We start from the raw sequence: 23,600 nt of genomic DNA, 5'->3' as shown, positions 1-23,600 counted from the left end.
TACTTTGTTCAGATTACAAGATGAAAATCAAAGGTAAGTTCATCTACATTACAGTGTCTAAGCACTAAGGGGCAAATCAATATCTTACCTTGATTTTGCTATTTTAACTTATCGGTTGAGATACAAGGGGCAAATTACATTTGCCCCAAATTGTTGGTATATTAGGGCAAATGTAATTTGCTCCTACATTTTCATATGCGTGCTTATTTACAAACCCAACTCACCCACCACTTCCCCACTCAACAAAACTTCCTCATCGCCTTCAGCGGTGGGGTGGATTCTGTGGTTTTGCTACATCTTTTTTCCACACTGAACTTAAACCTTCGAGCGGTTCACATTCATCACGGCTTAAGTCCCAATGCCGATCAATGGGCAACCTTCTGCGAACAGCTTTGCAAGCGGTGGAATATTCCCTTTATTTTGCAAAAAGTAATGGTAAGCGGGAAAAAAGGCGTTGAGGCTTCCGCTCGTGAAGCTCGCTATCAAGCTATTCGAGAAGTGTTGCAACCAAATGAAGTGGTCGTTACCGCACATCATTTGGACGATCAAGCCGAAACCTTTTTCCTTGCACTCAAGCGCGGTGCAGGTTTGAAAGGACTCACTGCAATGCACGCGGTCAGTTTTTCGCAAAACTTTGCGATTTTCCGACCGCTATTAAACATCAGCAAAGCAGAGATTTTGGCGTATGCCAAGGCACATCAATTGGCGTGGGTGGAGGATGAGAGCAATCAATCGAATGCCTACGACCGTAATTTCCTACGAAACACTTTATTGCCTCAAATGGAAAAGCAATGGGCAGGATTTTCTCGCAATGTGGCGAGAGCTTGCTTGCATTTAGCCAGCGAACAAACCTTGCTAAATGAATTATTAGCCGAGAGTCTAACGTGCTATATTGATACTAAAGCGAAAACACTCACCATTCACGACTTTCCCCAATTTTCACACGAAAAACAAGCCGCCCTTCTTCGCCTTTGGTTGGAAAAATCAGGCTTGTTAATGCCAACATCAGCCCAATTACAACAGCTCATGGAGCGTGTAGTTTTGGCACAAGAAGATAAAAATCCGCAATTAAAATTGGGAAAATGGATTATTCGTCGTTATCAACAAAAGATTTTTATTACTGAAGAATTGAGCAAGATCGCTCCCTTTTTACAACAAATCAAACAAAATGAATACATTACACTGCCTTATCAATTAGGCGAAATTCAACATCTTGGTAATGAATTGATTTACCAAAAAACAGGAAAAATTGACCGCTTGCCGATTCCATTCGATCATCAAAATTCACCTCTAACCATTCAAATAGGATTTTCAGGCAAAGTGCGGGAATATGGCAAAAACCATCACGAAGAGATAAAAAAAATCTGGCAAAAGCACCAAATTCCTGTATGGTTGAGGGATAGAACGCCATTAGTGTTTGGAGAAAATATACTATTAGGATTACTCTATCCCCGCGGATGATATTTTTCGTGCAATGATTTCAAACGAGCTTTTGCCACGTGAGTATAAATTTGGGTAGTGGATAAATCACTGTGTCCGAGCAACATTTGCACCACGCGAAGATCGGCTCCGTGGTTAACCAAATGAGTGGCGAAGGCATGGCGAAGCACGTGAGGGGAAAGTTTTTCACTTTCAATTCCTGCCAACCGAGCATAATGCTTAATGCGATGCCAGAAAGTTTGGCGTGTCATTTGTGTTCCACGTTTACTTGGGAACACCACATTTGATTGCTGTTGATTCAATAAAATCGGGCGAGCTTGTTGGGAATACTCTTGAATCCAATAAATGGCTTCTTCTCCCATCGGCACTAATCGCTCTTTATCACCTTTACCGATAATCCGTACCACGCCTTGTCGTAAGCTCATATTTTCCGTAGTCAGTGAAACCAATTCTGTAACGCGAAGCCCCGTTGCGTAAAGCAGCTCCAACATCGCCTTGTCTCGCAGTTCAATCGGGTCAAATACATTCGGCACATTAAGTAAATCCATTACTTGTTCTTCATTTAATGATTTTGGCAGCCGAATTGGCTTACGAAATGATTCTAATGTAGCTGTTGGATCATCCTTGCGGTAATTCTCAAGATATAAAAAGCGGAAAAATTTACGCAAGCAACTCAGCATTCGCAGAGAACTGCTCGCTTTATAGCCTTGGTCAATACGAAAACCGAGAAAATCTTGGAGTTTACTATGATCTACCGTTAAAAATTCGCGAGGCGAATCAAGCCAATCGGTAAATTGAGCAAGATCCAAGCGGTAAGACTCTATTGTATTTTGCGATAACCCGTATTCTTGCCAGAGTTGATCGAGGAATTGTTCAATAATGCTGTCGAGGGGTTTCATAGGATCATTTTGTCAATATAACAAAAAGGCGTACCTTTCGATACGCCTTTTCTTGTGAAGCTTTGACTAAGCCATCAATTATTTGATGATTTTAGCAACAACGCCCGCACCTACTGTACGACCACCTTCACGAATCGCAAAACGTAAACCTTCGTCCATCGCGATTGGGTGGATTAATGATACTGTCATTTTGATATTATCGCCTGGCATTACCATTTCTACGCCTTCTGGTAATTCGATTGTACCAGTTACGTCAGTTGTACGGAAGTAGAATTGTGGACGGTAACCTTTGAAGAATGGAGTGTGACGACCACCTTCTTCTTTTGATAATACGTACACTTCTGATTCGAAGTCTGTGTGTGGTGTAATTGTACCTGGTTTCGCTAATACTTGACCACGTTCGATTTCTTCACGTTTTGTACCACGTAATAATGCACCAACGTTTTCACCCGCACGACCTTCGTCTAATAATTTACGGAACATTTCCACGCCAGTTACTGTTGTTTTCGCAGTTTCTTTGATACCTACGATTTCAACTTCTTCACCTGCTTTGATGATACCACGCTCAACACGACCTGTTACTACTGTACCACGACCTGAGATTGAGAATACGTCTTCGATTGGTAATAAGAATGGTTTATCAATCGCACGCTCTGGCTCTGGGATGTATGTATCTAAGTGGTTTGCTAATTCAAGAATTTTTTCTTCCCACTCTGCTACGCCGTTTAACGCTTGTAACGCTGAACCACGTACTACTGGCGTGTCATCACCTGGGAAGTCATATTGTGAAAGAAGTTCACGCACTTCCATTTCAACTAATTCTAATAATTCTTCATCGTCAACCATATCGCATTTGTTTAAGAATACGATGATGTATGGAACACCTACTTGGCGACCTAATAAGATGTGCTCACGAGTTTGTGGCATTGGACCGTCTGTTGCTGCTACTACTAAGATAGCACCGTCCATTTGTGCCGCACCAGTGATCATGTTTTTAACGTAGTCCGCGTGTCCTGGACAGTCAACGTGTGCGTAGTGACGAGTTGCTGTATCGTACTCAACGTGTGAAGTGTTGATGGTAATACCACGTGCTTTTTCTTCTGGCGCGTTATCGATTTGGTCGAATGCACGAGCTGCACCACCGAAGTGTTTCGCTAATACAGTTGTGATTGCAGCTGTTAAAGTTGTTTTACCATGGTCAACGTGGCCGATTGTACCCACGTTAACGTGCGGTTTTGTACGTTCAAATTTTTCTTTAGACATTTTTAAAGCCTCTTAAACAAACACGGTTACAATGGCATATAACCACATTAACCACATGTAGAAATTATTACAAAATTAAGAACACGTTGAAAAGATGAAGTTTAGAAGAGATAGTGGTGCTGATAGGCGGATTTGAACCGCCGACCTCACCCTTACCAAGGGTGCGCTCTACCAACTGAGCTATATCAGCGCTTGGAGCGGGCAGCGGGAATCGAACCCGCATCATTAGCTTGGAAGGCTAAGGTAATAGCCATTATACGATGCCCGCTGTTCTAAATTCGTCTGTCCCAATGTGCGATTCAACTTAAGAAATGGTGGAGGGAGAAGGATTCGAACCTTCGAAGGCTGAGCCAACAGATTTACAGTCTGCCCCCTTTGGCCGCTCGGGAATCCCTCCACGATAATTGAATACTTGATTAAACATTGCAGGGATGGTGCCGACTACCGGAATCGAACTGGTGACCTACTGATTACAAGTCAGTTGCTCTACCTACTGAGCTAAGTCGGCGTTGCGTTGTCGTAAGCAAGTGAGGTGCATTATAGAGATTTTTTGAAACTGTGCAAGCGTTTTTTTCTAAAAAATTAAAAAAAACGTTACTTTGCTCACTTTGTATTCTAAATGTTGATTTTTTGTAACTTTTTGTTGTTTTTATAAGAATAAATCCCCAAAAAATCCTGTTTATATTGTATAGTTCGCATCATTCTTTTTGCTTAAAAAGCAAAATTTAGGTTAAGAAATAGAGATTTTGGCAATGAGCCTTGAAAAAACCAACAAAATTACCCCTTTTTTAACATTTGATCGTAGTCAATGGGCGGAATTACGCAAATCAGTACCGTTAAAATTAACCGAACAAGACCTCAAACCCTTGCTCGGCTTTAACGAAGATCTCTCTTTAGAAGAAGTACGCACTATTTATCTACCACTTGCCCGTTTAATTAACTATTACATCGAAGAAAATCTCAAACGCCAAGCCGTTTTACACCGCTTTTTAGATGTTGAGCCGCCAAAAGTACCTTACATTATTAGTATCGCAGGAAGTGTTTCAGTAGGCAAAAGCACCTCAGCACGTATTTTACAAGCTCTACTTTCAAATTATCCTGAACCACGAAAAGTAGATTTAATTACTACTGATGGCTTTCTTTATCCATTAAAAACCTTAGAAGAGAAAAACTTGCTCAAGCGCAAAGGGTTTCCTGAGTCGTATGATATTTATCGCTTAATTGAATTTGTTTCCGATCTCAAATCGGGTAAACCAAGCGTAAAAGCCCCAATTTACTCACATTTAACCTACGACATCATCCCCGACCAGTTTAACGTCGTAGAGCAACCCGACATCGTAATTTTAGAAGGCTTAAATGTACTGCAAAGCGGAATGAACTACCCATCCAGCCCTCACAATGCTTTTGTCTCCGATTTCGTAGATTTTTCTATTTATGTCGATGCTGATGAAACCTTATTAAAACAGTGGTATATTTACCGCTTCCTGAAATTCCGCCGCAGTGCATTTTCAGACCCAAATTCCTACTTCCATCACTACTCAGCTTTATCGGAAGAAGAGGCAATCCAAACCGCCTCCACCATTTGGGAAGAAATCAACGGCTTAAACTTGAAGAAAAACATTCTGCCAAGCCGTGAGCGGGCGAATTTAATTCTCACCAAAGGCGAAAACCACGAAATCCAAACAGTGAAATTAAGAAAATAACTCCAGCCTCAAAGAGGCTAATTTATGCGTAACCTAAGGCAAAACCTAGGCAATAGAGAAATAATTATGAACAAAAAACTCTTTCTTCCTTTAGTTATATTTATCACGCTTTGCATCGCTTTAATGGTTCAACTCTTTCGCAATGGCAACGGCGATGACCCGAAAAAACTCGAATCGGCACTTATCGGCAAGCCTGTGCCCACATTCAAACTAGAATCAGTGCAAGACGAAACCAAAATGCTAGATGAAAAAATCATTAAAACAGGTACGCCTCGCCTTCTTACTGTTTGGGCAACGTGGTGTCCAACCTGCTACGCAGAACACGCTTACCTCACTGAACTTGCGAAACAAGGCGTGGAAATTGTCGGCATCGACTACAAAGACGAACGTGCCAAAGCGATGAAATTCCTGATGAGCTACGGCAACCCATTTAAAGCGATAGTGTATGATCCTAAAGGCTCTCTAGGCTTAGACTTAGGCGTGTATGGTGCACCTGAAACCTTTATCATTGATGGCAACGGCATTATTCTCTACCGCCACGCAGGGGATGTGAATGAAAACGTGTGGAACCAAATTCTGAAACCGATTTATGAGAAACTAAAATAAAAAGGTTGTTGATATGTGTTTTTTTAAAAAGCATTATGAAAAAAAAGATATATTATATAGAATTAATAGTACGTTAGAAAAGATTAATGATTCAATAGCTAACCATAAAACATCAGTTAATGCAGAAGAAAATAACTATACCAAGGAACACAATCTTACTTATATAGCGTTTACCTATTCTTTATTCTTTGGTTCATTCTTAGGAATGATTGTATTATACGTTTATTTAAAAAATATTAATAGTATTGCATTACTAAGTCAAAGTATTGCTAGCATAAATACAATTTGGTTCATTGTAATATTTCTATTTATGAATTCCTTTGTCTTTTTAGTTAGTTATGCCCCAACATATCTAATCATAAAAAACAATATAAAAAAAAGGTTATGGATTTATTCTATCCCAGCTTTTACACCATTCTTATATATTATAGGATTTGAGATTTCAATTTTTTTAAAAGCAGAAGATTCCTTTATAAGAAATCAATCCATTATACTATCTGCAATTTTACTACTGTTACTCTTAATTACCTTTTTTTCTATTAGATACAAATCGCACTGTAAAAACGGTCATATATCAGATTACTTTGAAATTGTTATATATTTTATACTATCATCCTTTTACTCTTTTTTATTTGTTTTAGGCTATAACTTAGGAGAACATGATTTTTTCTATATCATATATTCCATATTGCTTCCTGCATTAGTTATATCCCATAGCTATTTAACATCAAAAATAAATGCAAAAGATATAAAAACACTATTCCAATCTGGATTATTATTGTTTATTGCATCTACAATATTATTACCTTTCTTCATATTCTTATTAACACAAATAATAAATCAACTTGGATTAATGAAACTAGAAACGATATATTCTGATAGAATTATGCAAGCATTTGGACTTCAGGATAGAAGAGAGAAAATCTATTACATAGAAGAAAATTTTATTAAAACTAATATAGAATCAAAAGAACTAATTATCAATGTTAGAAAACAAAAATTTAATCTTCAAACAGAAGATAATAAATATAGAGCATTTTGCGGAAAAATATATTGGAATACAGGCAATGTCATTGTATTTAAAAATTATGATTCGGATAATTTCATCCAAATCCCAGCTTACAAAATCTTTGAATATCAAGGAGATAACTTTAATTGCAACTTAGTAAAAGCAAAAGATACCCAAGCAAGAATATCAAAAATTATTATAGATTACCCATTATCATTCTTACAAGGTAAAATAATTAAATGAAAAAATTACTCTCTCTGTTCATTTTCACGGCAACTGTTGCCACCGCTGCCCCCATCGAATTCAACCAATTCGATAGCCCGCAGCAGGAAGCGGATTATCAATCCTTGATTCAAACCCTGCGTTGTCCGCAATGTCAGAACAACAATATTGCTGATTCTAATGCAACTATCGCCACCGATATGCGGGCGAAAACATTAGAATTGCTCAAACAGGGCAAAAACAAGGACGAAGTGGTGGAATATATGGTTGAACGCTATGGCAATTTTGTCACCTACAATCCACCTCTTACCCCTGCTACTATTTTCTTGTGGATATTGCCTGTGCTACTCATTTTATCGGGTTTAGGCTTGATTTTGATGCGAAAGAAAAAGGGCTCACAAGCGGTTGAAAAATTGCAAGATCTTGCAAAATCGGCACAAGATAAAGCACGTTTGGCAAAAATTCTTAATGATAAGGAATAACCTATGACCTTTTGGCTCATTACTTTGGCAATCACACTGGTGATTTGCTTCATCGGTTTTTACCCGCTTTTAAAAAGCAAACAGCAATTGAACGGTACGCAACGTTCCACGCTCAACAAGCATTTTTACTTCCAACGTTTAAAAGAAGTAGAGCAAGAGGCGAACGAGGGTGTGATCGAAGATGCAGAGCAGACCAAACAAGAGTTACAACAGAGCTTGTTAGACGATATTCCCGAAGAAGCCGAGCAACAAGCCAGCATACAAGCGGTCAAAAAAGGCTGGTTTGTTGCGATTCTTGTTGCGGTTGGAGCGATTAGCACAGCAGCTTATATCTCAGTCGGCTCGTGGCAAGCGGCAGATATGGTCAATATGACACATAAAAAGCTGGAATATTTTTACGATCGTATTAAAAACGAAGACACAAACCCGTTGTCTGAAGCTGAGCTAAACCAATTCGCAGTAGCATTGCGTGCCGATTTACAAGAGCACCCAAATAATGCAAAAGGTTGGTTTATGCTTGGACAAGTGGGGATGGCAAAAGATGATAGTCAGCTTGCCTATGAAAGCTACGGCAAAGCAACACAACTTGAGCCGAAAAATATGCAATATAAATCAAGCTATGCACAATTGTTGATGCTCTCTCAAGATAAAGCAGATAAAGAGAAAGGCAAAGCCTTACTGTCTGAACTGTTGCGGGAAGATCACACCAACCTTGATGCGTTAAGTATGCTAGCATTTAGTGCTTTCGAAGAGGAAGATTACAAAATGGCAGCGATGACGTGGGGAATGATGTTAAAGCTGATTCCTGAAGATAATCCGCGTCGTAAAACGGTAGAAAAAAGTATTGATATGGCAATGCAAATGCAAAAAATGCAAGAGCAAAAAGCGGCTGAAGCGGTGAAAGAAAATCAAAAGTAAGATAACCAAATAAACTAATTTCTTCGGAAACAAGACTGCCAAATCTCCCCTCCCCCTCTTTGCTAAAGAGGGGATTATTCATTAGTAAATTATGCTCAACAGTTTTAAATACTAATGTTGAAATAGAACACCAAAAGCCAATTTTAGTATGATTTAACCCCCTCTTTAGCAAAGAGGGGGAGGGGAGATTTGGCAGTAGTCATTTACGGAGAAATTAGTACAAAAAGAGAATATAAAATGCTAAACAAACAAAAACTCAAAGTCGGGCTAGTGTCTGTGTCCGACCGTGCCTCGCAAGGCGTTTATGCAGACCAAGGTATTCCTGCTTTACAAAGTTGGTTGGAAAAAGCCCTTATAGATGAATTTGATGTAGAAGTCCGTTTAATTCCTGATGAGCAGCCGCTTATTGAGCAAACTTTAGTGGATTTGGTTGATAACCAACACTGCCATTTAGTTCTGACCACAGGGGGCACAGGTCCTGCGAAACGAGATGTAACGCCTGATGCCACCCTTGCGATTGCCGACCGTGAAATGCCTGGCTTTGGCGAGCAAATGCGTCAAGTCAGCCTGCAATTTGTACCAACAGCAATTCTTTCTCGCCAAGTGGGTGTGATTCGTGGAGAAAGTTTAATTCTTAACTTACCAGGGCAGCCGAAAGCCATTCAAGAAACCTTGGAAGGCGTAAAAGACGAAAACGGCAAAACAATAGTAAAAGGCGTTTTCTCCGCTGTGCCTTATTGCTTGCAATTACTCAGCGAGATTTACATCGACACCCACTCAAGCGTGTGCGAAAGTTTCCGCCCAAAATCAGCAAGAAGATAAATCCGCCAAATGAGCAAAACCACGATGAAATTACGACATTATTTAACCGCTTTGCTGGGTTTGATGATTGTGCTTCCAAACGTTGCAAGCGAACCAGAAAAGAAAGCCAGCAGTGAGTTTTCGCAAAAAACCGAAGAAAAACAACCGCTTTTCAAAGATGGTAAGGATTTCTTTTCCTACATTAAACCGATTAAAGTCGATGTACCAAAGGGCAAAATTTTAATCCAATACTTTTATCAATATGGCTGCAAAAACTGCTTAACAGGGTTAGATTCTCTCAATCTTTATGCTAAAAATCATACAGATAAGATCCTGTTGCAAACCTCTCCAAGCTTCGCCAAGGATGAAAATTTCACCAGTGCGATGAATGCAACCTTTAAAGAGTATGGCAAAGCGGATTTAAGCCCTCTTTACCTATTTGACAGCCTCGATCGGAAAGAAGAGAAAAGCCTGCTTAAAAGCAATGAGGAAATCCGAGCGTGGCTTAAGCGTAACGGAATTGATGATAAGAGATTCCATCAGCTTTTCCACTCTGAATTAGTGAAAAAACAGATTGAAGCTGATGTGAATTTGTTCAAACAATATGGTTCACCAAAGTATGTGCCGATGGCAGTGCTAAACGGCAAATATATTTTGTTGCAAAACACGCTTTACAACGATGATTACACCTTCGGGGTGCTAGATTTTTTAGTTGAGAAACTACAACAAGAACAAGGAGATAACGATGGCAAATAAAATTGCAATTATTGGTGCGATGCCACAAGAAGTAGAAATTTTATGCGGTTTAATGCTTGAACCGAAAACAACAGAAATAGCCAACTGCAAAATTTTTGAAGGTAAAATTAACAACCGCCCTGTTGCAGTATTGCAATCTGGCATTGGAAAAGTAGCCGCTGCGATGAGCACAACACTACTCATTCAGCAATTCAAACCCGATATGATTATTAACACGGGATCTGCTGGCGGGTTAGATCCAAACTTAAACGTAGGCGATGTGATTATTTCAACCGAAGTGCGTCATCACGATGTGGATGTTACCGCTTTCGGCTATGAGAAAGGACAACTTCCCGCCAATCCAGCGGCATTTCTACCAAATGAACAACTGGTCGAAATGGCAAAAAAACAGGCGGAAAAATTAGGCTTAAATGCCGTTTCTGGCTTAATTTGTAGCGGAGATGCATTCATTAACGGGGCAGAAAAAATCGCTCAAATTCGTGCGAACTTCCCACAAGTTGCCGCAGTTGAAATGGAAGCGGCAGCAATTGCTCAAGTTTGCCACGCAATGCAAATTCCCTTTGTGGTGGTGCGTGCTATCTCTGATGTTGCCGACAAAGAATCGCATCTCTCTTTTGATGAGTTTTTACCGCTTGCCGCAGAAAAATCATCAGAAATGGTGTTAGCGATGTTGAATAATTTGAGTTAATTTTTCTCTTGCAAAATTTTAGTTAAAATCGACCGCTTATTCGCAAAAATTTTGTATAATGATGCGTCTTTCTTGCCACTGCTTTTGCAGTGGTCTTTTTTTAATTGATTACCCTATTAATTTATGATGAACTCAAGTCCCAATATTGGTTTTATTAGTCTTGGTTGTCCAAAAAACTTAGTGGACTCCGAGCGTATTTTGACTGAACTCCGTTCAGATGGTTATAACATTATTCCTAGCTATGAAGGTGCTGACTTAGTAATCGTCAACACCTGTGGTTTTATTGATAGTGCTGTGCAAGAATCACTAGAAAGTATTGGTGAAGCATTAGAAGCCAATGGTAAGGTAATTGTAACAGGCTGCCTTGGTGCGAAAGAAAATCAGATCCGTGAAGTGCATCCAAAAGTGCTAGAAATCACCGGCCCGCACAGCTATGAAGCAGTAATGAAACACGTACACAAATATGTGCCGAAACCAGAATATAACCCATACGTGAGTTTAGTGCCAAAACAAGGGGTGAAACTCACACCAAAACATTACGCTTATTTGAAAATCTCCGAAGGTTGCGACCATCGTTGTACCTTCTGCATTATCCCTTCAATGCGTGGAGATTTAGACAGCCGTTCTATCGTGCAAGTTTTAGACGAGGCAAAACGCCTTGTAGATGCGGGTGTGAAAGAGATTTTAGTCGTTTCGCAAGATACTTCGGCTTATGCCTTAGACAAGAAAAAAGAAGAGGGCACAAAAACGGTTTTCTGGAACGGGATGCCGATTAAAAATGATTTAATGAGCCTGTGTGAGCAACTTGGTTCATTAGGCGTTTGGGTGCGTTTGCACTACGTTTACCCTTATCCGCACGTGGATAATTTAATTCCGTTAATGGCACAGGGCAAAATTCTGCCATATTTGGATATTCCACTCCAACACGCCAGCCCGAAAATCTTAAAAGCGATGAAACGCCCTGGCTCAATTGAACGCACGCTTGAACGCATCAAAAAATGGCGTGAAATCTGCCCAGAATTAACGCTTCGTTCAACCTTTATCGTCGGCTTCCCAGGTGAAACGGAAGAAGATTTCCAGATGTTATTGGATTTCTTAAAAGAAGCACAGCTCGACCGTGTTGGTTGCTTTAAATTCAGCCCTGTAGAAGGTGCACCTGCAACCGATATGGCAGACCAAGTGCCAGAAGAGGTGAAAGAAGAGCGTTTCCACCGCTTTATGCAGTTACAGCAAGAAATCTCAAGCGGTCGATTACAACAAAAAATTGGCAAAACCCTTGCGGTGATTGTCGATGAAATTGACGAAGAAGGCATTATCGGCCGCTCAATGGCAGATGCTCCTGAAATTGATGGTGTCGTTTATGTTGATAATCTTTCAAACCAAGAAGTTAAAATAGGACAGATTATCTCTGTTACCATTACTCACGCAGATGAATACGATCTGTGGGGAACTTATTAATCATAAAAGGAAAAGAACATGTCCGAACAAAAACAACCAAGTGTTATTCGTTTTGAACAAGAAGTTGCTGCTAAGAACTATGAAGCAGCTTGTGTAGAACTCCTTGATATTTTAGGTAAAATTGATAGTAATTTTGGCGGTATCGAAGGAATTGAAATTAACGAACCTCAACAACTCAGTACACTTGAACAAGATAAAACTATTCACTTTTGTACTCGAATGGCTGTTGCGATTACCGAATTATTTACAGATCCTAAACTAGACATTTCTGAAGCAGGTGCATTACGTTTCTTCACATTACAACGTTGGATTTCATTGATTTTTGCATCATCTCCTTATGTAAATGCAGATCATATTCTCACAACTTATAATCGTAATCCTGCAGCTAAAGATCCTCTAGATATACATTTAGAAACGAATAAATCAGCACTCATTAAATTCTGTATTCTTTATTTGCCAGAATCTAACGTGTCATTGAATTTGGATGCACTTTGGAATTTGTCTCCTGAAATTTGTGCATCGCTATGTTTTGCATTACAGTCTCCTCGCTTTATCGGTACACAGGCTTCATTCTCAAAACGTGGAGCCATTTTGCAATGGTTCCCAGAAAAATTAGCTACTCTTGATAACCTAAATAACGTACCAAGTGGCATCTCTCACGATGTGTATATGCATTGTAGTTACGATATTGCATCGAATAAACACCTTGTGAAAAAAGCCTTAAACCAAGTAATGCGTCGCCATTTACTTGCTCACGGTTGGGCAGATCGCGATGTAACAAAATTAGGTGAACGTAATGGTAAACCTGTTATGGTTGTATTACTAGAACATTTCCATTCAGCACACTCCATTTATCGTACTCACTCAACATCGATGATTGCTGCACGTGAACGTTTCCACTTAATTGGTGTAGGTGGCCCAGCAGTAGATGAAGCTGGTCGTGCAGTATTTGATGAATTCGTACTACTCGAAGGCAATTCAATTTTCGATAAATTGAATATGTTAAAAGGTATTTGTGAAGATAATGGTGCATCTGTTTTCTATATGCCAAGTATTGGTATGGATTTAACGACCATCTTTGCAAGCAACACACGTTTAGCTCCAATTCAAGTGGTAGCATTGGGGCACCCTGGTACTACACATTCTGATTTCATTGAATATGTGATCGTAGAAGATGACTATGTAGGTTCTGAAGAGTGCTTTAGCGAAACACTATTACGCTTACCAAAAGACGCATTACCTTACGTACCATCTTCTTCCGCTCCAATAAGTGTAAATTACCGCTTGCGTGAGAACCCTGAAGTAGTAAATATTGGTATTGCTTCAACTACCATGAAGTTAAACCCATATTTCTTAGAGGCATTAAAAGCAATTCGTGATCGTGCAAAAGTAAAAGTACATTTCCACTTTGCGTTAGGTCAATCAAGTGGTATTACGCACCCATATGTAGAACGTTTTATTAAAACCTACTTAGGTGATAGTGCAACGGCTCACCCACATAGTCCATACCACGAATATCTCAATATTCTGTATAACTGCGATATGATGCTAAATCCATTCCCATTCGGGAATACTAACGGTATTATTGATATGGTAACGTTAGGTTTAGTTGGTATCTGCAAAACAGGTCCAGAAGTACATGAGCATATTGATGAAGGATTATTTAAACGTTTAGGTTTACCAGAATGGTTAATTGCCAATACCGTAGATGAATATGTAGAACGAGCGATTCGCTTAGCAGAAAATCACCAAGAACGTTTAGAATTACGTCGTCATATTATCGAAAACAACGGATTACAAACGTTATTTACTGGCGATCCTAGCCCAATGGGTAAAGTATTGCTGGCGAAACTTGATGCTTGGAAAGCAGAGCATCTTTCTCAAGCAGAAGAAAAACCAAAAAATACAGCTAAAAAAGTAGCCGCGAAGACTGGAAAATCTTCTGAGAAAAAAGCCAAAGTAGCCCCAAAAAAAGCAGCTAACACAACTCCATTGAAAGATGCTGCAAAAAAATTAAAAAAGAAACCAGCTAAAAAATAACAAATTTCTAAGCAAATAAAATTAAGCGGTGATATTTAGCATGAGTATTGCAAAATTCAAACTAAATATCACCGCTTTTCTATGCAAATATCGCATAAATAGCATCAAACATACCTTTCGGATAAGCACAAAAAAACCTTGGGTTTCCCCAAGGTTTTTAAATTTCGCATTAAGCGGTGGATTATGCACCCAAACGCTCTTTGATACGTGCAGATTTACCTGAACGCTCACGTAAGTAGTAAAGTTTAGCTTTACGTACCGCACCTTTACGTTTAACAGCAATGCTATCAATTGCAGGTGAGTGAGTTTGGAATACACGTTCAACGCCTACGCCGTTTGAAATTTTACGTAGAGTGAATGCAGAGTGCAAGCCACGGTTACGAATTGCAATAACCACGCCTTCGAACGCTTGCAAACGTTTTTTACTACCTTCTACTACCCATACCTTAACTTCTAAAGTGTCACCTGGACGGAAGCTAGGTACGTTTTGTTTTAACTGTTCTGTTTCAAGTTGTTTGATGATGTTACTCATTTTATAAACCTTCTAAATCCTAGAATTAACTGATTTTGTGTTGTTGCTTAATTTTTCGCAACAACTTCTGTTGTTCGTCAGTCAGAGCTAGGCTATCCAATAGCTCAGGGCGTCTTAGCCACGTTCGTTCTAACGATTGTTCTAACCGCCATTTTCGAATATTATCGTGGTGTCCCGACATCAGCACTTCAGGCACAGGTATGCCATCTAACACTTCAGGGCGAGTATAATGTGGGCAATCTAATAAACCCTCAGCAAACGAATCTTCCAAAGCGGAAGCTTGTTTACCTAATACACCCGGTACGAATCTTGCAACAGCATCAATTAATGTCATTGCAGGCAATTCGCCCCCTGTTAAAACATAATCGCCAATTGACCATTCTTCATCAACTTCCGATTGAATCAATCGCTCATCAACACCTTCATATCTACCACAGATTAAAATCAGTTTTTGATTTGAAGCGAGCGTTTGCACGCCTTGTTGATCGAGTTTACGACCTTGTGGCGAAAGGTAAATCACTTTAACCTCTGCGCCCTCTTCTGCTTGTGCTGCCTTTTTTGCTGCATGAATTGCATCACGAAGTGGCTGCACCATCATCAACATTCCCGGACCTCCACCATAAGGGCGATCATCCACGGTTCTATGTTTATCTGTTGTAAAATCGCGCGGATTCCAACATTGAATCTGCAGAAGATTTTGTTTAACTGCTCTACCTGTTACCCCAAAATCAGTGATTGCTTTAAACATTTCGGGAAACAGTGAAATAATACCAATCCACATTATTTATCCCCCAACGTTCTTGCTCTTAAAAGCGAAAGCTCACACCGCATACCTGAGGTTAGAAACCAGCGTCCCAGTCCACCGTAATTGTTTTAGTGGCGAGATCTACTCTTTTAACTACTTGTTCGTATAAGAACGGAATTAATCGTTCTTGTTTGCCGAAAGCATCTTTGCTATTTGCTTTAACCACTAGCACATCATTTGAACCTGTTTCCATTAACTCAGTTACCACGCCCATAGTGTAGCCTTCAAGGTTTACTACTGAACAGCCGATTAAATCGTGCCAGTAATAATCGCCTTCTTCCAGTTCTGGAAACACACTTAAATCTACGCCAATTTCAGCGTTAGTTAATAATTGCGCGGCTTCACGGTCATCTGTGCCTTTTAATTTCACAATCAAATCATTGCTGTGATAACGCCAGCTTTCTAGATCGATAGGTTGCCATTGCCCCTTAATTTTTAAGAACCACGGCTGATAATCGAAAATGCTTTCTGCCTCTTCAGTAGATGAATACAAACGTAACCAGCCACGGATACCATAGGTTGAACCTAATTTTCCCACAACTTCAATTTTTTGTTCGCTCATACTCCACCTACTTTTGCAAAATTTTAAAAAAATTCAGCCGCTTATTAAGCTGCTTTGCGAGCTTCTTTAACTAAAGTCGCAACACGGTCTGAAAGTGAAGCACCTTTAGCAACCCAAGCATCAACTTTAGCCACGTCTAAACGTAAACGTTCAGCTTGACCTGCTGCTAATGGGTTGAAGAAACCGATACGCTCGATGAAACGACCGTCACGAGGTGAACGGCTGTCCGCTACCACGATTTGATAGAATGGGCGTTTTTTAGCTCCGCCACGAGTTAAACGAATGGTTACCATAACCTTCCTCTAAATTGTTGATAGTAAAAAATAAACCCTCGTTCGAGGTGAGGGTACGAAACTTATCTCTATTTATATAGAAAATAAGCGGTAGAATTCTACCGCTTTTTTGCAAAAATGCAAGGAAAAAGGACGATGCCGTGTAGATGCACTAGATGCTTTTCCTGAAATAGCTTTTGTGAAATCACTAAATTAATCTCTTAACAAACGCCATTTAAAAAGGTGCGATAATAACCGCACCTTGTTTTTGTCAAATGTTATTAGTGGGATAAAGCTTGTTTCACTGCTACATCCAATCCTGCCGTTGGGCGACCAAGCAATTTCTCAAGAGTTTTATCTTCTGAGAATAATGCACCGTTTGAAGCATCCACATCGCATTCGGCTATGAAACCTGCAAAGCCTGCGTCTAATCCTGCTTGTACAAGTGCTGCGGCATAATCTGCTGCAGGAATATCCACATAAGGGATCTCTTTACCTGTTTGTTTGCTGATTTCTGCTGCAAGATCAGCTAATGTCCAGCTGGTTGATCCGGCAAGCTCGTAAGTTTGGTTTTCATGCCCTTCACTTAATGAAACGTTTACTGCTGCTTCAGCGAGTTCCGCACGAAGTGCGGACGAAATTTTGCCATTTTTTGCTGAACCGTAGAAAGCATTGTTTGCTAATGCTGCTGGAATTGAAGCTGTGTAGTTTTCCGTGTACCAACCATTGCGTAAAATGGTGTAAGTAATGCCGGAAGCTTTTAATGCGGCTTCGGTTGCAACGTGTTCACCAGCAAGGGATTTCACCGTATTGTCGTTGGTGGCGCCGAGTAAGCTGGTGTAGATAATATGTTTCACGCCTGCTTTTTTCGCTGATTCAATTACGTTGCTGTGTTGTAGTGTACGCTGGCCTACTTCACTACTTGAAACAAGAATTAAAGTATCTACGCCTTGTAATGCTTCTACTTGTCCTTCTGTTTTTGAATAATCAAATTTGCGGGCTGCTACACCTGAAATTTTTTCTGGAGAGCGTACAAGCACAATGACGTTTGCTTGTTTTGCTTTTAATAAGTCTAATGCGATTGCGCCAAATTGACCTGTTGCACCAGTAATTGCGATAGTTTTAGTTGTCATGATGTTTTCCTTCTTGTTAAGTTGAAATGATATTTGAACATTTGATTGTTCACTTGATGTGGCGTATTATATTTCAATTCTTACTTTTAAGAAGTACTTACATAAACGTAAGTTTTGAAATTTTTTAAAAATAATTTTTAACCTATTGATTTTTAAGGAATTAAAAATGGAAAAAAATTTAAATCGTGGGAATGTTCTGGCTTCAGCTTGCCCTTCTCGCCAAATTTTGCAACATTTAACCAGTCGTTGGGGTGCCTTGGTATTAGTAAGTTTACATTCAGGCACCAAGCGTTTTAGTGAACTTCGCCGTGCGATTGATGGCGTAAGTGAACGTATGTTGACTAAAACCCTGCAGGAATTGGAAGCCGATGGGATGTTAATCCGTAAATCCTATAATACCGTACCACCGCAAGTGGATTACACATTAACAGAATTTGGAGCAGAGGCTTCTAATAAGATGTTTGAGTTGGTGGATTGGTTAGAAACGAATTTAGGGAAAATTTTACGAAGTAAGACTGTCACAAAATAGTATACAAAAGAAATTAGAAAGGCTAAGTCATATCTCACACAAAACTTAGCCCTTACAAAAATTATCTTTTATAACTGTGCAAATGCCTTATCTGCTGCTTGCAATGTTGCTTCAATATCTGTATCAGAATGTGCAAGCGACATAAAGCCTGCTTCGAATGCAGATGGTGCGAGGTAAATGCCTTGTTCAAGCATTAAGTGGAAGAAGCGGTTAAATTTCGCTGCGTCACATTTCATCACTTCTTGGAAGCTAGTTACTTCAGTTTGCTCGGTAAAGAATAAACCGAACATTCCACCCACATATTGCACCACAAATGGCACATTGTGTTTGGCTGCCAATGCTTTTAAGCCTTCTGCCAACGTTTTAGTTTTCTCGGCTAATTTTTCTTCATTGCCTGCTTTGGAAAGCTCAGTTAAGCAAGCTAAGCCCGCCGCCATTGCGATTGGGTTGCCTGAAAGTGTACCCGCTTGATAAACAGGGCCTGTTGGGGCAATTGCTTCCATAATTTCACGTTTACCGCCAAAAGCACCTACTGGCATCCCGCCACCGATGATTTTACCGAGCGTGGTTAAATCTGGTTTCACATCGTAGTAAGCCTGTGCACCGCCAAGTGAAACGCGAAAGCCTGTCATCACTTCGTCGATAATAAATACCGTGCCATATTGGTCGCACAATTCACGCAAGCCTTGTAAGAAACCTTCTTTTGGCGGCACGCAGTTCATATTGCCTGCGACAGGTTCAACGATCAAACAAGCGATTTCAGTTGGGTATTGCTCGAATGCTTGTTTTACCGAATCTAAATCGTTGTAAATGCAAGTAATGGTATGTTTTGCAAAATCCGCTGGCACACCGGGCCCGCTTGGCTGACCAAGGGTTAATGCACCTGAACCAGCTTTCACTAATAAGCTGTCTGAATGCCCGTGGTAGCAGCCTTCGAATTTAATGATTTTATCGCGACCTGTGTAACCACGAGCTAAGCGAATTGCCGACATTGTTGCTTCTGTGCCTGAGCTCACCATTCGTACTAATTCGATTGAAGGTACAAGTTTGCAGACTAATTCGGCAAGCGTGATTTCGCTTTCGGTCGGTGCACCAAAGCTCAAGCCGTTAGGCACGGCTTTTAATACTGCATCAATAATCGCAGGGTGATTGTGTCCTAATACCATCGGACCCCAAGAGCCTACGTAATCAATATAACGTTTGCCGTCGCTGTCGGTAATATACGCCCCTTCCGCTTTTTCAATAAAAACAGGCGTGCCGCCCACACCTTTGAACGCACGAACGGGCGAGTTCACCCCACCTGGAATGACTTTCTGTGCTTTTTCAAAGAGTTGTTCTGATTTTGACATAATAAATTCCTCGTAATAAATTCAGGGCTATTTTACTGAAAAATCAAAGTTGAGTGAATACGTAGGGACGGGGTTTATCCCCGTCCATAAAACACATTAGATTTAGGACAGGGATAAACTCCGTCCCTAAAATAAAAGCATTATATTACTTTCTTAAATTGCAAAAAATTTTCAAGATCTTCGCCTTTGTGCTATTCTTCGCGTAATTTTTTTATCACTCTATTTTAGGGAAAAATATGATGTGGCTAACCTTTGTAGCCGTAGTGATCGTTTCTTTTGCGTCACTCATTTTTATGCGTCCTGTGGCGGAAAAAATCGGCTTGGTGGATAAACCGAATTTCCGTAAACGCCATCAAGGATTGATTCCATTAATCGGCGGCATTGCACTTTTTTTAGGAAACTTAACCTATTACGCATTTCAATATGAGACGATGCCATTGCCATGGTTGTACCTGCTTTCAGTGACGATTTTATTGATCATCGGTGTATTAGATGACCGCTTTGATATCAGCCCTGCATTGCGTGCGGGCATTCAAGCCGTGCTTGCGGGTGCAATGATTTACAGTGGCTTAGAGCTCGAAAGTTTAGGGCAAATTATCGCTCCATTTAGTATCAAGCTCGGGTTTTTTAGCTTGCTTTTTACCGTGTTTATCACCATTGGCGTAATCAATGCGTTCAATATGGTGGACGGCATCGATGGCTTACTCGCGGGGCTTTCCAGCGTAAGTTTTGCGGGCATTGGGGCGTTGATGTGGATTAACGGTGAACACGCTATTGCAGCTTGGTGCTTGGCAATTATCCTCACGCTTATCCCCTATGCAATGTTCAATTTAAGCGTATTCGGGGCAAAATGGAAAGTCTTTATGGGAGATTCAGGCAGCACGCTGATTGGCTTTACCATCATCTGGATGTTGCTATTAAGCACCCAAGGACAAGGGCACGCCATCAGTCCAATCACAGGTTTATGGCTAATTGCCGTGCCGTTAATTGATATGGTTGCTGTCATTTTCCGCCGCTTGAAAAAAGGTAAAAGTCCATTCAGACCCGACCGCTTGCACTTGCACCACTTGTTGATGCGTGCAGGTTTAACCTCCCGCCAAGCCCTTGCCGTGATTACCTTTTGGGCTGCCGTTTGTGCGACCATTGGCGTACTTGGCGAAGTGAATTATTGGGATCAATCTTCAATGGTCATTGGCTTTATTGCCCTGTTCTTCCTTTACGCTTACAGTATCGTGCGTGCGTGGAAAATCACCCGTTTTGTACGTAGATTGAAGCGGAGGGTGAGAAAGGGTGCGGTGAAAAAATAGCCTAAAATACATCCTATCCCATAAAGGGCAAGGGAAAAGACACTTAACTTTCAAATAAAAATATGTTCAAAAAACTTTTAAACACAATTTTACTCACCGCCATTGGTGCAGGTTTAGGTGCAACAACTGCTTATTACCAACCTACGCAATGGCAAGTTCAAGCTCAATTTACCGCACCGAAAATGACAGAATTAGGCAACTATTTCTCACTATTCTCAACCTATGGATTAATCAGCGGTGATGCAGAAGCTGTAGATATGAACAAAATGGAAAGCAAAGCCACTCAAGCGGCATTTGCACTTTTTTCGCAAAATTTAACCGCTAGCGAGCCTCGTATTGCCTTTTTAAGTCAGCAGCCAAGCGTGCAACAACGTGCCGAATTGGAAGGATTATCTGCAAAAACCTATGCAGAAAAATTAGCTCAAGGTTTTCAAAGCAGCGTGAATGGCGATGCGATAAATTTCAGTTTTTCCTCATATAACCTTACTGATGTGGATAACTTATTTGTGGAATACTTAAAAAGCGTAAATACAACAACCCGCACTGCGTTGAATAACGAACTTATCAACAAATGGAAAGTATTATTTCAACAAGTCAAAACTGCAGCTGAGGCAAAATTAGATGCTTCTTGGGAAAATAAACTCAAAATGATGCTATCAGTTCAACCGCTAGATAATAACCTTGTTGCCTTCCACTTTGCGAAAAATGCGAGCTTAAATGCGATGCCGAAACCTTATCTGATTTTTTCAGGATTAGGAGCTATAGCGGGTTTTATGATGAGTTTGATTGTACTCGCCTTGTTAGCCACACACCAAAAACCGCAAGCAAAGCCAGAATAATCAAAAAGGCGTGCAGATCAATCAACACACGCCTTTAAGAATGATGGTATCACTACATAAAATTAACCTTTCGGTTTATAGAACTTCTCCATGCAATGTTTTCCCCCCTTTTCACCCATTTTTTCCATCTCTTGATAAAATTGGTTAATGGAAATGTCGCCACGATTTAAGCGTTATTCCATATTTGCCTTATCAAACTCTGCAACCGCTTGCTCTGAAACACAGCTACATAACTTGGTGCGTTCGGTTTTAATCAACTTTGCAAGCATCTCAAACTCATCATTTTCAGAAATACATTCGGTATACATTGAGCCAAATAATTCACTGCGTACTTCCGTCCCTAGATCATTACCTGCATAGACAGCTGAACAACTCATCATCAATAAAGCCAGCAATACTTTTTTCATAGATTTCTCCTTTAACTATATTGGGGTCGTATTTTACCCTTTTTCCCTTGCTGCGAGAAATTCTAGGCGACGAATATTTCTCTCCTCCTTTATGCTATACTTGCAAAGATTTAGCAAAATTTAACCGCTAGTAAGGATTAGCATGACAACGGAAACCCCGATTTTAACCACATTTGAAGAGCTTGATCTATCCACTCAATTGCTCAAAGCCTTAAATGAAAAAGGCTACAAACGCCCCACTTCTGTGCAAGCACAAACTATCCCGCACGCCTTAGATGGGCAAGATTTATTAGGTTCAGCACCAACAGGCACAGGCAAAACGGCTGCATTCTTACTGCCTGCCATTCAGCATTTATTAGATTACCCACGCCGAAAACCTGGTGCACCACGTATTTTGATATTAACACCAACCCGTGAATTAGCAATGCAAGTGGCAGAACAAGCAGAAACATTGGCGAAATTTACAAAACTCAGTATTGCCACTATTACGGGCGGTGTGGCGTATCAAAATCATGGTGAAATTTTCAACAGTAATCAAGATATTGTGGTTGCAACGCCTGGTCGTTTGATGCAATACATCAAAGAAGAAAACTTTGACTGCCGTGCAGTAGAAATTCTTATTTTTGATGAAGCCGATCGAATGTTGCAAATGGGCTTCGGGCAAGATGCAGAAAAAATCGCAGCGGAAACTCGTTGGCGTAAACATACTTGGTTATTCTCAGCAACGCTTGAGGGTGAATTATTGACCGATTTTGCGGAGCGTTTATTAAACGATCCTGTACAAATCGAAGCCGAACCAAGTCGCCGCGAACGTAAGAAAATTCAGCAATGGTACTACCATTCCGATAATGTTGAGCACAAAACCAAACAGCTTGCTCGCTTGATTAGCGAATTATCAATGGACAAAGCAATTGTGTTTGTTCGCCGCCGTGAAGATGTGCGGGAACTGAGTGAAACCTTACGTAAACGTGGTATTCGCTCCACTTATTTAGAGGGCGAAATGGCACAAACCCAACGTAATCAGGCGATTTCTCGCTTAAAAGATGGCATTGTAAATGTATTGATTTCAACCGACGTTGCTGCTCGCGGTATTGATATTGATAATGTCGATTTTGTGATTAACTTTGACTTACCTTACAGTGCGGATACTTATCTACATCGCATCGGTCGTACCGCACGTGCAGGTAAAAAAGGTTCAGCTATATCCTTGGTGGAAGCCCACGATTATAAACTGCTTGGTAAAATCAAACGCTACACTGAAGAGCCATTAAAACCACGTGTAATTGAAGGCTTAGAACCACGCACCAAAGCTCCGAAAGATGGCGAAGCCAATACCACCACGAAAAAAGAGAAAGCTCGCATTAAAAAACGCAAAGAGGCGAAAAAAGAAGCGGCAAAAGCGAAGGTAAAAGTACGTCATAAAGATACCAAAAACATTGGTAAACGCAGAAAGCCAAGTGGTGCGAAAACTGAAGGTTAATTCATTTTAAAAGCTACAATATCTATCACATATTCGTAGCTTTTTTGTTTTTACTTCATACTCTTTAAGCGTATAATCAAATTGTATTTATATATGGAAT

General features: G+C 40.3%; 24 protein-coding genes and 4 tRNA genes. 15 read left to right on the top strand and 13 right to left on the bottom strand.

Annotated features, from left to right (window positions below; genetic code table 11):
• Nucleotides 1–195: 195 nt before the first annotated feature.
• Nucleotides 196–1,461 carry a tRNA lysidine(34) synthetase TilS gene (gene tilS, locus B0185_RS06055; protein ID WP_005706009.1) on the top strand — a complete coding sequence of 422 codons (1,266 nt, stop codon included), beginning with the start codon at nt 196–198 and terminating at the stop codon, nt 1,459–1,461.
• On the opposite strand, the gene xerD is transcribed toward tilS, so the two are convergent.
• The 6 genes from xerD to B0185_RS06025 form a co-directional block, all read right to left on the bottom strand.
• Nucleotides 1,446–2,339, bottom strand: a complete 894-nt coding sequence (xerD, locus tag B0185_RS06050) for a site-specific tyrosine recombinase XerD (RefSeq protein ID WP_005706008.1) — start codon at nt 2,337–2,339, stop codon at nt 1,446–1,448. The two genes, tilS and xerD, sit on opposite strands and share 16 nt — an antisense overlap.
• 78 nt (nt 2,340–2,417) lie before the next feature.
• Nucleotides 2,418–3,602: an elongation factor Tu gene (gene tuf / locus B0185_RS06045; protein WP_078208097.1), complete on the bottom strand. Its 1,185-nt coding sequence runs from the start codon at nt 3,600–3,602 to the stop codon at nt 2,418–2,420.
• A 114-nt stretch (nt 3,603–3,716) separates the two neighbouring features.
• Nucleotides 3,717–3,792: transfer RNA gene (locus B0185_RS06040), tRNA-Thr, on the bottom strand.
• A 3-nt stretch (nt 3,793–3,795) separates the two neighbouring features.
• Nucleotides 3,796–3,870 (bottom strand) — tRNA-Gly (locus B0185_RS06035).
• 44 nt (nt 3,871–3,914) lie between these two features.
• Nucleotides 3,915–3,999: transfer RNA gene (locus tag B0185_RS06030), tRNA-Tyr, on the bottom strand.
• A gap of 35 nt (nt 4,000–4,034) precedes the next feature.
• Nucleotides 4,035–4,110: transfer RNA gene (locus tag B0185_RS06025), tRNA-Thr, on the bottom strand.
• Between the two features lie 244 nt (nt 4,111–4,354).
• On the opposite strand from B0185_RS06025, the gene coaA reads away from it, so the two are divergent.
• The 10 genes from coaA (at nt 4,355) to B0185_RS05975 (ending at nt 14,285) form a co-directional block, all read left to right on the top strand.
• Nucleotides 4,355–5,305: a type I pantothenate kinase gene (gene coaA / locus B0185_RS06020; RefSeq protein ID WP_005706118.1), complete on the top strand. Its 951-nt coding sequence runs from the start codon at nt 4,355–4,357 to the stop codon at nt 5,303–5,305.
• Between the two features lie 66 nt (nt 5,306–5,371).
• Nucleotides 5,372–5,911: a DsbE family thiol:disulfide interchange protein gene (locus B0185_RS06015; protein ID WP_005706153.1), complete on the top strand. Its 540-nt coding sequence runs from the start codon at nt 5,372–5,374 to the stop codon at nt 5,909–5,911.
• A 13-nt stretch (nt 5,912–5,924) separates the two neighbouring features.
• Entirely contained in the window at nt 5,925–7,163 is a 1,239-nt protein-coding gene (locus B0185_RS06010; RefSeq protein ID WP_005706114.1) for a hypothetical protein, read from the top strand.
• Nucleotides 7,160–7,624 carry a cytochrome c-type biogenesis protein gene (locus tag B0185_RS06005; protein WP_005706140.1) on the top strand — a complete coding sequence of 155 codons (465 nt, stop codon included), beginning with the start codon at nt 7,160–7,162 and terminating at the stop codon, nt 7,622–7,624. The genes B0185_RS06010 and B0185_RS06005 overlap by 4 nt, the downstream gene beginning before the upstream one ends.
• A 3-nt stretch (nt 7,625–7,627) precedes the next feature.
• Complete coding sequence (gene ccmI, locus B0185_RS06000; RefSeq protein WP_005706099.1) at nt 7,628–8,542, top strand: c-type cytochrome biogenesis protein CcmI; 915 nt, start codon at nt 7,628–7,630, stop codon at nt 8,540–8,542.
• A 237-nt stretch (nt 8,543–8,779) separates the two neighbouring features.
• A complete protein-coding gene (mog, locus tag B0185_RS05995; protein WP_005706130.1) occupies nt 8,780–9,364 on the top strand; it encodes a molybdopterin adenylyltransferase in 585 nt (194 codons plus the stop codon).
• A 24-nt stretch (nt 9,365–9,388) separates the two neighbouring features.
• Nucleotides 9,389–10,099: a thioredoxin domain-containing protein gene (locus B0185_RS05990; protein ID WP_039863135.1), complete on the top strand. Its 711-nt coding sequence runs from the start codon at nt 9,389–9,391 to the stop codon at nt 10,097–10,099.
• Nucleotides 10,089–10,787: a 5'-methylthioadenosine/S-adenosylhomocysteine nucleosidase gene (gene mtnN, locus B0185_RS05985; RefSeq protein ID WP_005706100.1), complete on the top strand. Its 699-nt coding sequence runs from the start codon at nt 10,089–10,091 to the stop codon at nt 10,785–10,787. The genes B0185_RS05990 and mtnN overlap by 11 nt, the downstream gene beginning before the upstream one ends.
• 126 nt (nt 10,788–10,913) lie before the next feature.
• Nucleotides 10,914–12,245 (top strand): 30S ribosomal protein S12 methylthiotransferase RimO, encoded by a 1,332-nt coding sequence (rimO, locus tag B0185_RS05980; RefSeq protein WP_039863145.1) that lies wholly within the window; start codon nt 10,914–10,916, stop codon nt 12,243–12,245.
• A gap of 18 nt (nt 12,246–12,263) precedes the next feature.
• Nucleotides 12,264–14,285: a UDP-glucose:protein N-beta-glucosyltransferase gene (locus B0185_RS05975; RefSeq protein ID WP_005706106.1), complete on the top strand. Its 2,022-nt coding sequence runs from the start codon at nt 12,264–12,266 to the stop codon at nt 14,283–14,285.
• Nucleotides 14,286–14,466: 181 nt separating this feature from the next.
• On the opposite strand, the gene rplS is transcribed toward B0185_RS05975, so the two are convergent.
• From rplS to B0185_RS05950, 5 genes are all read right to left on the bottom strand, one after another.
• On the bottom strand, nt 14,467–14,817 hold the full coding sequence (gene rplS, locus B0185_RS05970; protein ID WP_005706147.1) for a 50S ribosomal protein L19: 351 nt from the start codon (nt 14,815–14,817) through the stop codon (nt 14,467–14,469).
• Nucleotides 14,818–14,842: 25 nt separating this feature from the next.
• Complete coding sequence (gene trmD / locus B0185_RS05965) at nt 14,843–15,598, bottom strand: tRNA (guanosine(37)-N1)-methyltransferase TrmD (protein ID WP_005706097.1); 756 nt, start codon at nt 15,596–15,598, stop codon at nt 14,843–14,845.
• A 58-nt stretch (nt 15,599–15,656) separates the two neighbouring features.
• On the bottom strand, nt 15,657–16,184 hold the full coding sequence (gene rimM, locus B0185_RS05960) for a ribosome maturation factor RimM (protein WP_005706150.1): 528 nt from the start codon (nt 16,182–16,184) through the stop codon (nt 15,657–15,659).
• A gap of 44 nt (nt 16,185–16,228) precedes the next feature.
• A complete protein-coding gene (gene rpsP / locus B0185_RS05955) occupies nt 16,229–16,477 on the bottom strand; it encodes a 30S ribosomal protein S16 (RefSeq protein WP_005706116.1) in 249 nt (82 codons plus the stop codon).
• Nucleotides 16,478–16,737: 260 nt separating this feature from the next.
• Nucleotides 16,738–17,589: an SDR family oxidoreductase gene (locus tag B0185_RS05950; RefSeq protein ID WP_005706113.1), complete on the bottom strand. Its 852-nt coding sequence runs from the start codon at nt 17,587–17,589 to the stop codon at nt 16,738–16,740.
• A gap of 166 nt (nt 17,590–17,755) precedes the next feature.
• Here B0185_RS05950 and B0185_RS05945 point away from each other — a divergent pair, with 166 nt between their 5' ends.
• Nucleotides 17,756–18,118 (top strand): winged helix-turn-helix transcriptional regulator, encoded by a 363-nt coding sequence (locus tag B0185_RS05945; protein WP_005706119.1) that lies wholly within the window; start codon nt 17,756–17,758, stop codon nt 18,116–18,118.
• A gap of 68 nt (nt 18,119–18,186) precedes the next feature.
• On the opposite strand, the gene hemL is transcribed toward B0185_RS05945, so the two are convergent.
• A complete protein-coding gene (gene hemL, locus B0185_RS05940; protein ID WP_005706126.1) occupies nt 18,187–19,467 on the bottom strand; it encodes a glutamate-1-semialdehyde 2,1-aminomutase in 1,281 nt (426 codons plus the stop codon).
• A 239-nt stretch (nt 19,468–19,706) separates the two neighbouring features.
• On the opposite strand from hemL, the gene wecA reads away from it, so the two are divergent.
• Together wecA and B0185_RS05930 are read left to right on the top strand one after the other, a co-directional pair.
• Nucleotides 19,707–20,774, top strand: a complete 1,068-nt coding sequence (gene wecA, locus B0185_RS05935; RefSeq protein WP_039863143.1) for a UDP-N-acetylglucosamine--undecaprenyl-phosphate N-acetylglucosaminephosphotransferase — start codon at nt 19,707–19,709, stop codon at nt 20,772–20,774.
• Nucleotides 20,775–20,836: 62 nt separating this feature from the next.
• Complete coding sequence (locus B0185_RS05930; protein ID WP_005706138.1) at nt 20,837–21,613, top strand: hypothetical protein; 777 nt, start codon at nt 20,837–20,839, stop codon at nt 21,611–21,613.
• 173 nt (nt 21,614–21,786) lie between these two features.
• On the opposite strand, the gene B0185_RS05925 is transcribed toward B0185_RS05930, so the two are convergent.
• On the bottom strand, nt 21,787–22,020 hold the full coding sequence (locus tag B0185_RS05925) for a hypothetical protein (protein ID WP_005706133.1): 234 nt from the start codon (nt 22,018–22,020) through the stop codon (nt 21,787–21,789).
• A gap of 142 nt (nt 22,021–22,162) precedes the next feature.
• On the opposite strand from B0185_RS05925, the gene srmB reads away from it, so the two are divergent.
• On the top strand, nt 22,163–23,500 hold the full coding sequence (gene srmB / locus B0185_RS05920) for an ATP-dependent RNA helicase SrmB (RefSeq protein WP_005706142.1): 1,338 nt from the start codon (nt 22,163–22,165) through the stop codon (nt 23,498–23,500).
• The last annotated feature ends 100 nt before the right edge of the window (nt 23,501–23,600 follow it).

Source organism: Haemophilus parahaemolyticus, from assembly GCF_002015035.1.
In the GTDB taxonomy this organism is placed as follows: Bacteria; Pseudomonadota; Gammaproteobacteria; order Enterobacterales; family Pasteurellaceae; genus Haemophilus_A; species Haemophilus_A parahaemolyticus.
The sequence above is the reverse complement of the archived record's forward strand: the minus strand, read 5'-3'. Positions and strand labels throughout refer to the sequence as shown.

What these genes read in the sequence shown, in the direction of transcription:
- rplS (WP_005706147.1), bottom strand. Translation starts at nt 14,817, where the DNA reads ATGAGTAACATCATCAAACAACTTGAAACAGAACAGTTAAAACAAAAC.
- B0185_RS06010 (WP_005706114.1), top strand. Translation starts at nt 5,925, where the DNA reads ATGTGTTTTTTTAAAAAGCATTATGAAAAAAAAGATATATTATATAGA.
- coaA (WP_005706118.1), top strand. Translation starts at nt 4,355, where the DNA reads ATGAGCCTTGAAAAAACCAACAAAATTACCCCTTTTTTAACATTTGAT.
- xerD (WP_005706008.1), bottom strand. Translation starts at nt 2,339, where the DNA reads ATGAAACCCCTCGACAGCATTATTGAACAATTCCTCGATCAACTCTGG.
- B0185_RS05990 (WP_039863135.1), top strand. Translation starts at nt 9,389, where the DNA reads ATGAAATTACGACATTATTTAACCGCTTTGCTGGGTTTGATGATTGTG.
- trmD (WP_005706097.1), bottom strand. Translation starts at nt 15,598, where the DNA reads ATGTGGATTGGTATTATTTCACTGTTTCCCGAAATGTTTAAAGCAATC.
- mog (WP_005706130.1), top strand. Translation starts at nt 8,780, where the DNA reads ATGCTAAACAAACAAAAACTCAAAGTCGGGCTAGTGTCTGTGTCCGAC.
- tilS (WP_005706009.1), top strand. Translation starts at nt 196, where the DNA reads ATGCGTGCTTATTTACAAACCCAACTCACCCACCACTTCCCCACTCAA.
- B0185_RS06015 (WP_005706153.1), top strand. Translation starts at nt 5,372, where the DNA reads ATGAACAAAAAACTCTTTCTTCCTTTAGTTATATTTATCACGCTTTGC.
- B0185_RS05975 (WP_005706106.1), top strand. Translation starts at nt 12,264, where the DNA reads ATGTCCGAACAAAAACAACCAAGTGTTATTCGTTTTGAACAAGAAGTT.
- ccmI (WP_005706099.1), top strand. Translation starts at nt 7,628, where the DNA reads ATGACCTTTTGGCTCATTACTTTGGCAATCACACTGGTGATTTGCTTC.
- rimO (WP_039863145.1), top strand. Translation starts at nt 10,914, where the DNA reads ATGAACTCAAGTCCCAATATTGGTTTTATTAGTCTTGGTTGTCCAAAA.
- B0185_RS05925 (WP_005706133.1), bottom strand. Translation starts at nt 22,020, where the DNA reads ATGAAAAAAGTATTGCTGGCTTTATTGATGATGAGTTGTTCAGCTGTC.
- srmB (WP_005706142.1), top strand. Translation starts at nt 22,163, where the DNA reads ATGACAACGGAAACCCCGATTTTAACCACATTTGAAGAGCTTGATCTA.
- rpsP (WP_005706116.1), bottom strand. Translation starts at nt 16,477, where the DNA reads ATGGTAACCATTCGTTTAACTCGTGGCGGAGCTAAAAAACGCCCATTC.
- rimM (WP_005706150.1), bottom strand. Translation starts at nt 16,184, where the DNA reads ATGAGCGAACAAAAAATTGAAGTTGTGGGAAAATTAGGTTCAACCTAT.
- mtnN (WP_005706100.1), top strand. Translation starts at nt 10,089, where the DNA reads ATGGCAAATAAAATTGCAATTATTGGTGCGATGCCACAAGAAGTAGAA.
- wecA (WP_039863143.1), top strand. Translation starts at nt 19,707, where the DNA reads ATGTGGCTAACCTTTGTAGCCGTAGTGATCGTTTCTTTTGCGTCACTC.
- tuf (WP_078208097.1), bottom strand. Translation starts at nt 3,602, where the DNA reads ATGTCTAAAGAAAAATTTGAACGTACAAAACCGCACGTTAACGTGGGT.
- hemL (WP_005706126.1), bottom strand. Translation starts at nt 19,467, where the DNA reads ATGTCAAAATCAGAACAACTCTTTGAAAAAGCACAGAAAGTCATTCCA.
- B0185_RS05950 (WP_005706113.1), bottom strand. Translation starts at nt 17,589, where the DNA reads ATGACAACTAAAACTATCGCAATTACTGGTGCAACAGGTCAATTTGGC.
- B0185_RS05930 (WP_005706138.1), top strand. Translation starts at nt 20,837, where the DNA reads ATGTTCAAAAAACTTTTAAACACAATTTTACTCACCGCCATTGGTGCA.
- B0185_RS05945 (WP_005706119.1), top strand. Translation starts at nt 17,756, where the DNA reads ATGGAAAAAAATTTAAATCGTGGGAATGTTCTGGCTTCAGCTTGCCCT.
- B0185_RS06005 (WP_005706140.1), top strand. Translation starts at nt 7,160, where the DNA reads ATGAAAAAATTACTCTCTCTGTTCATTTTCACGGCAACTGTTGCCACC.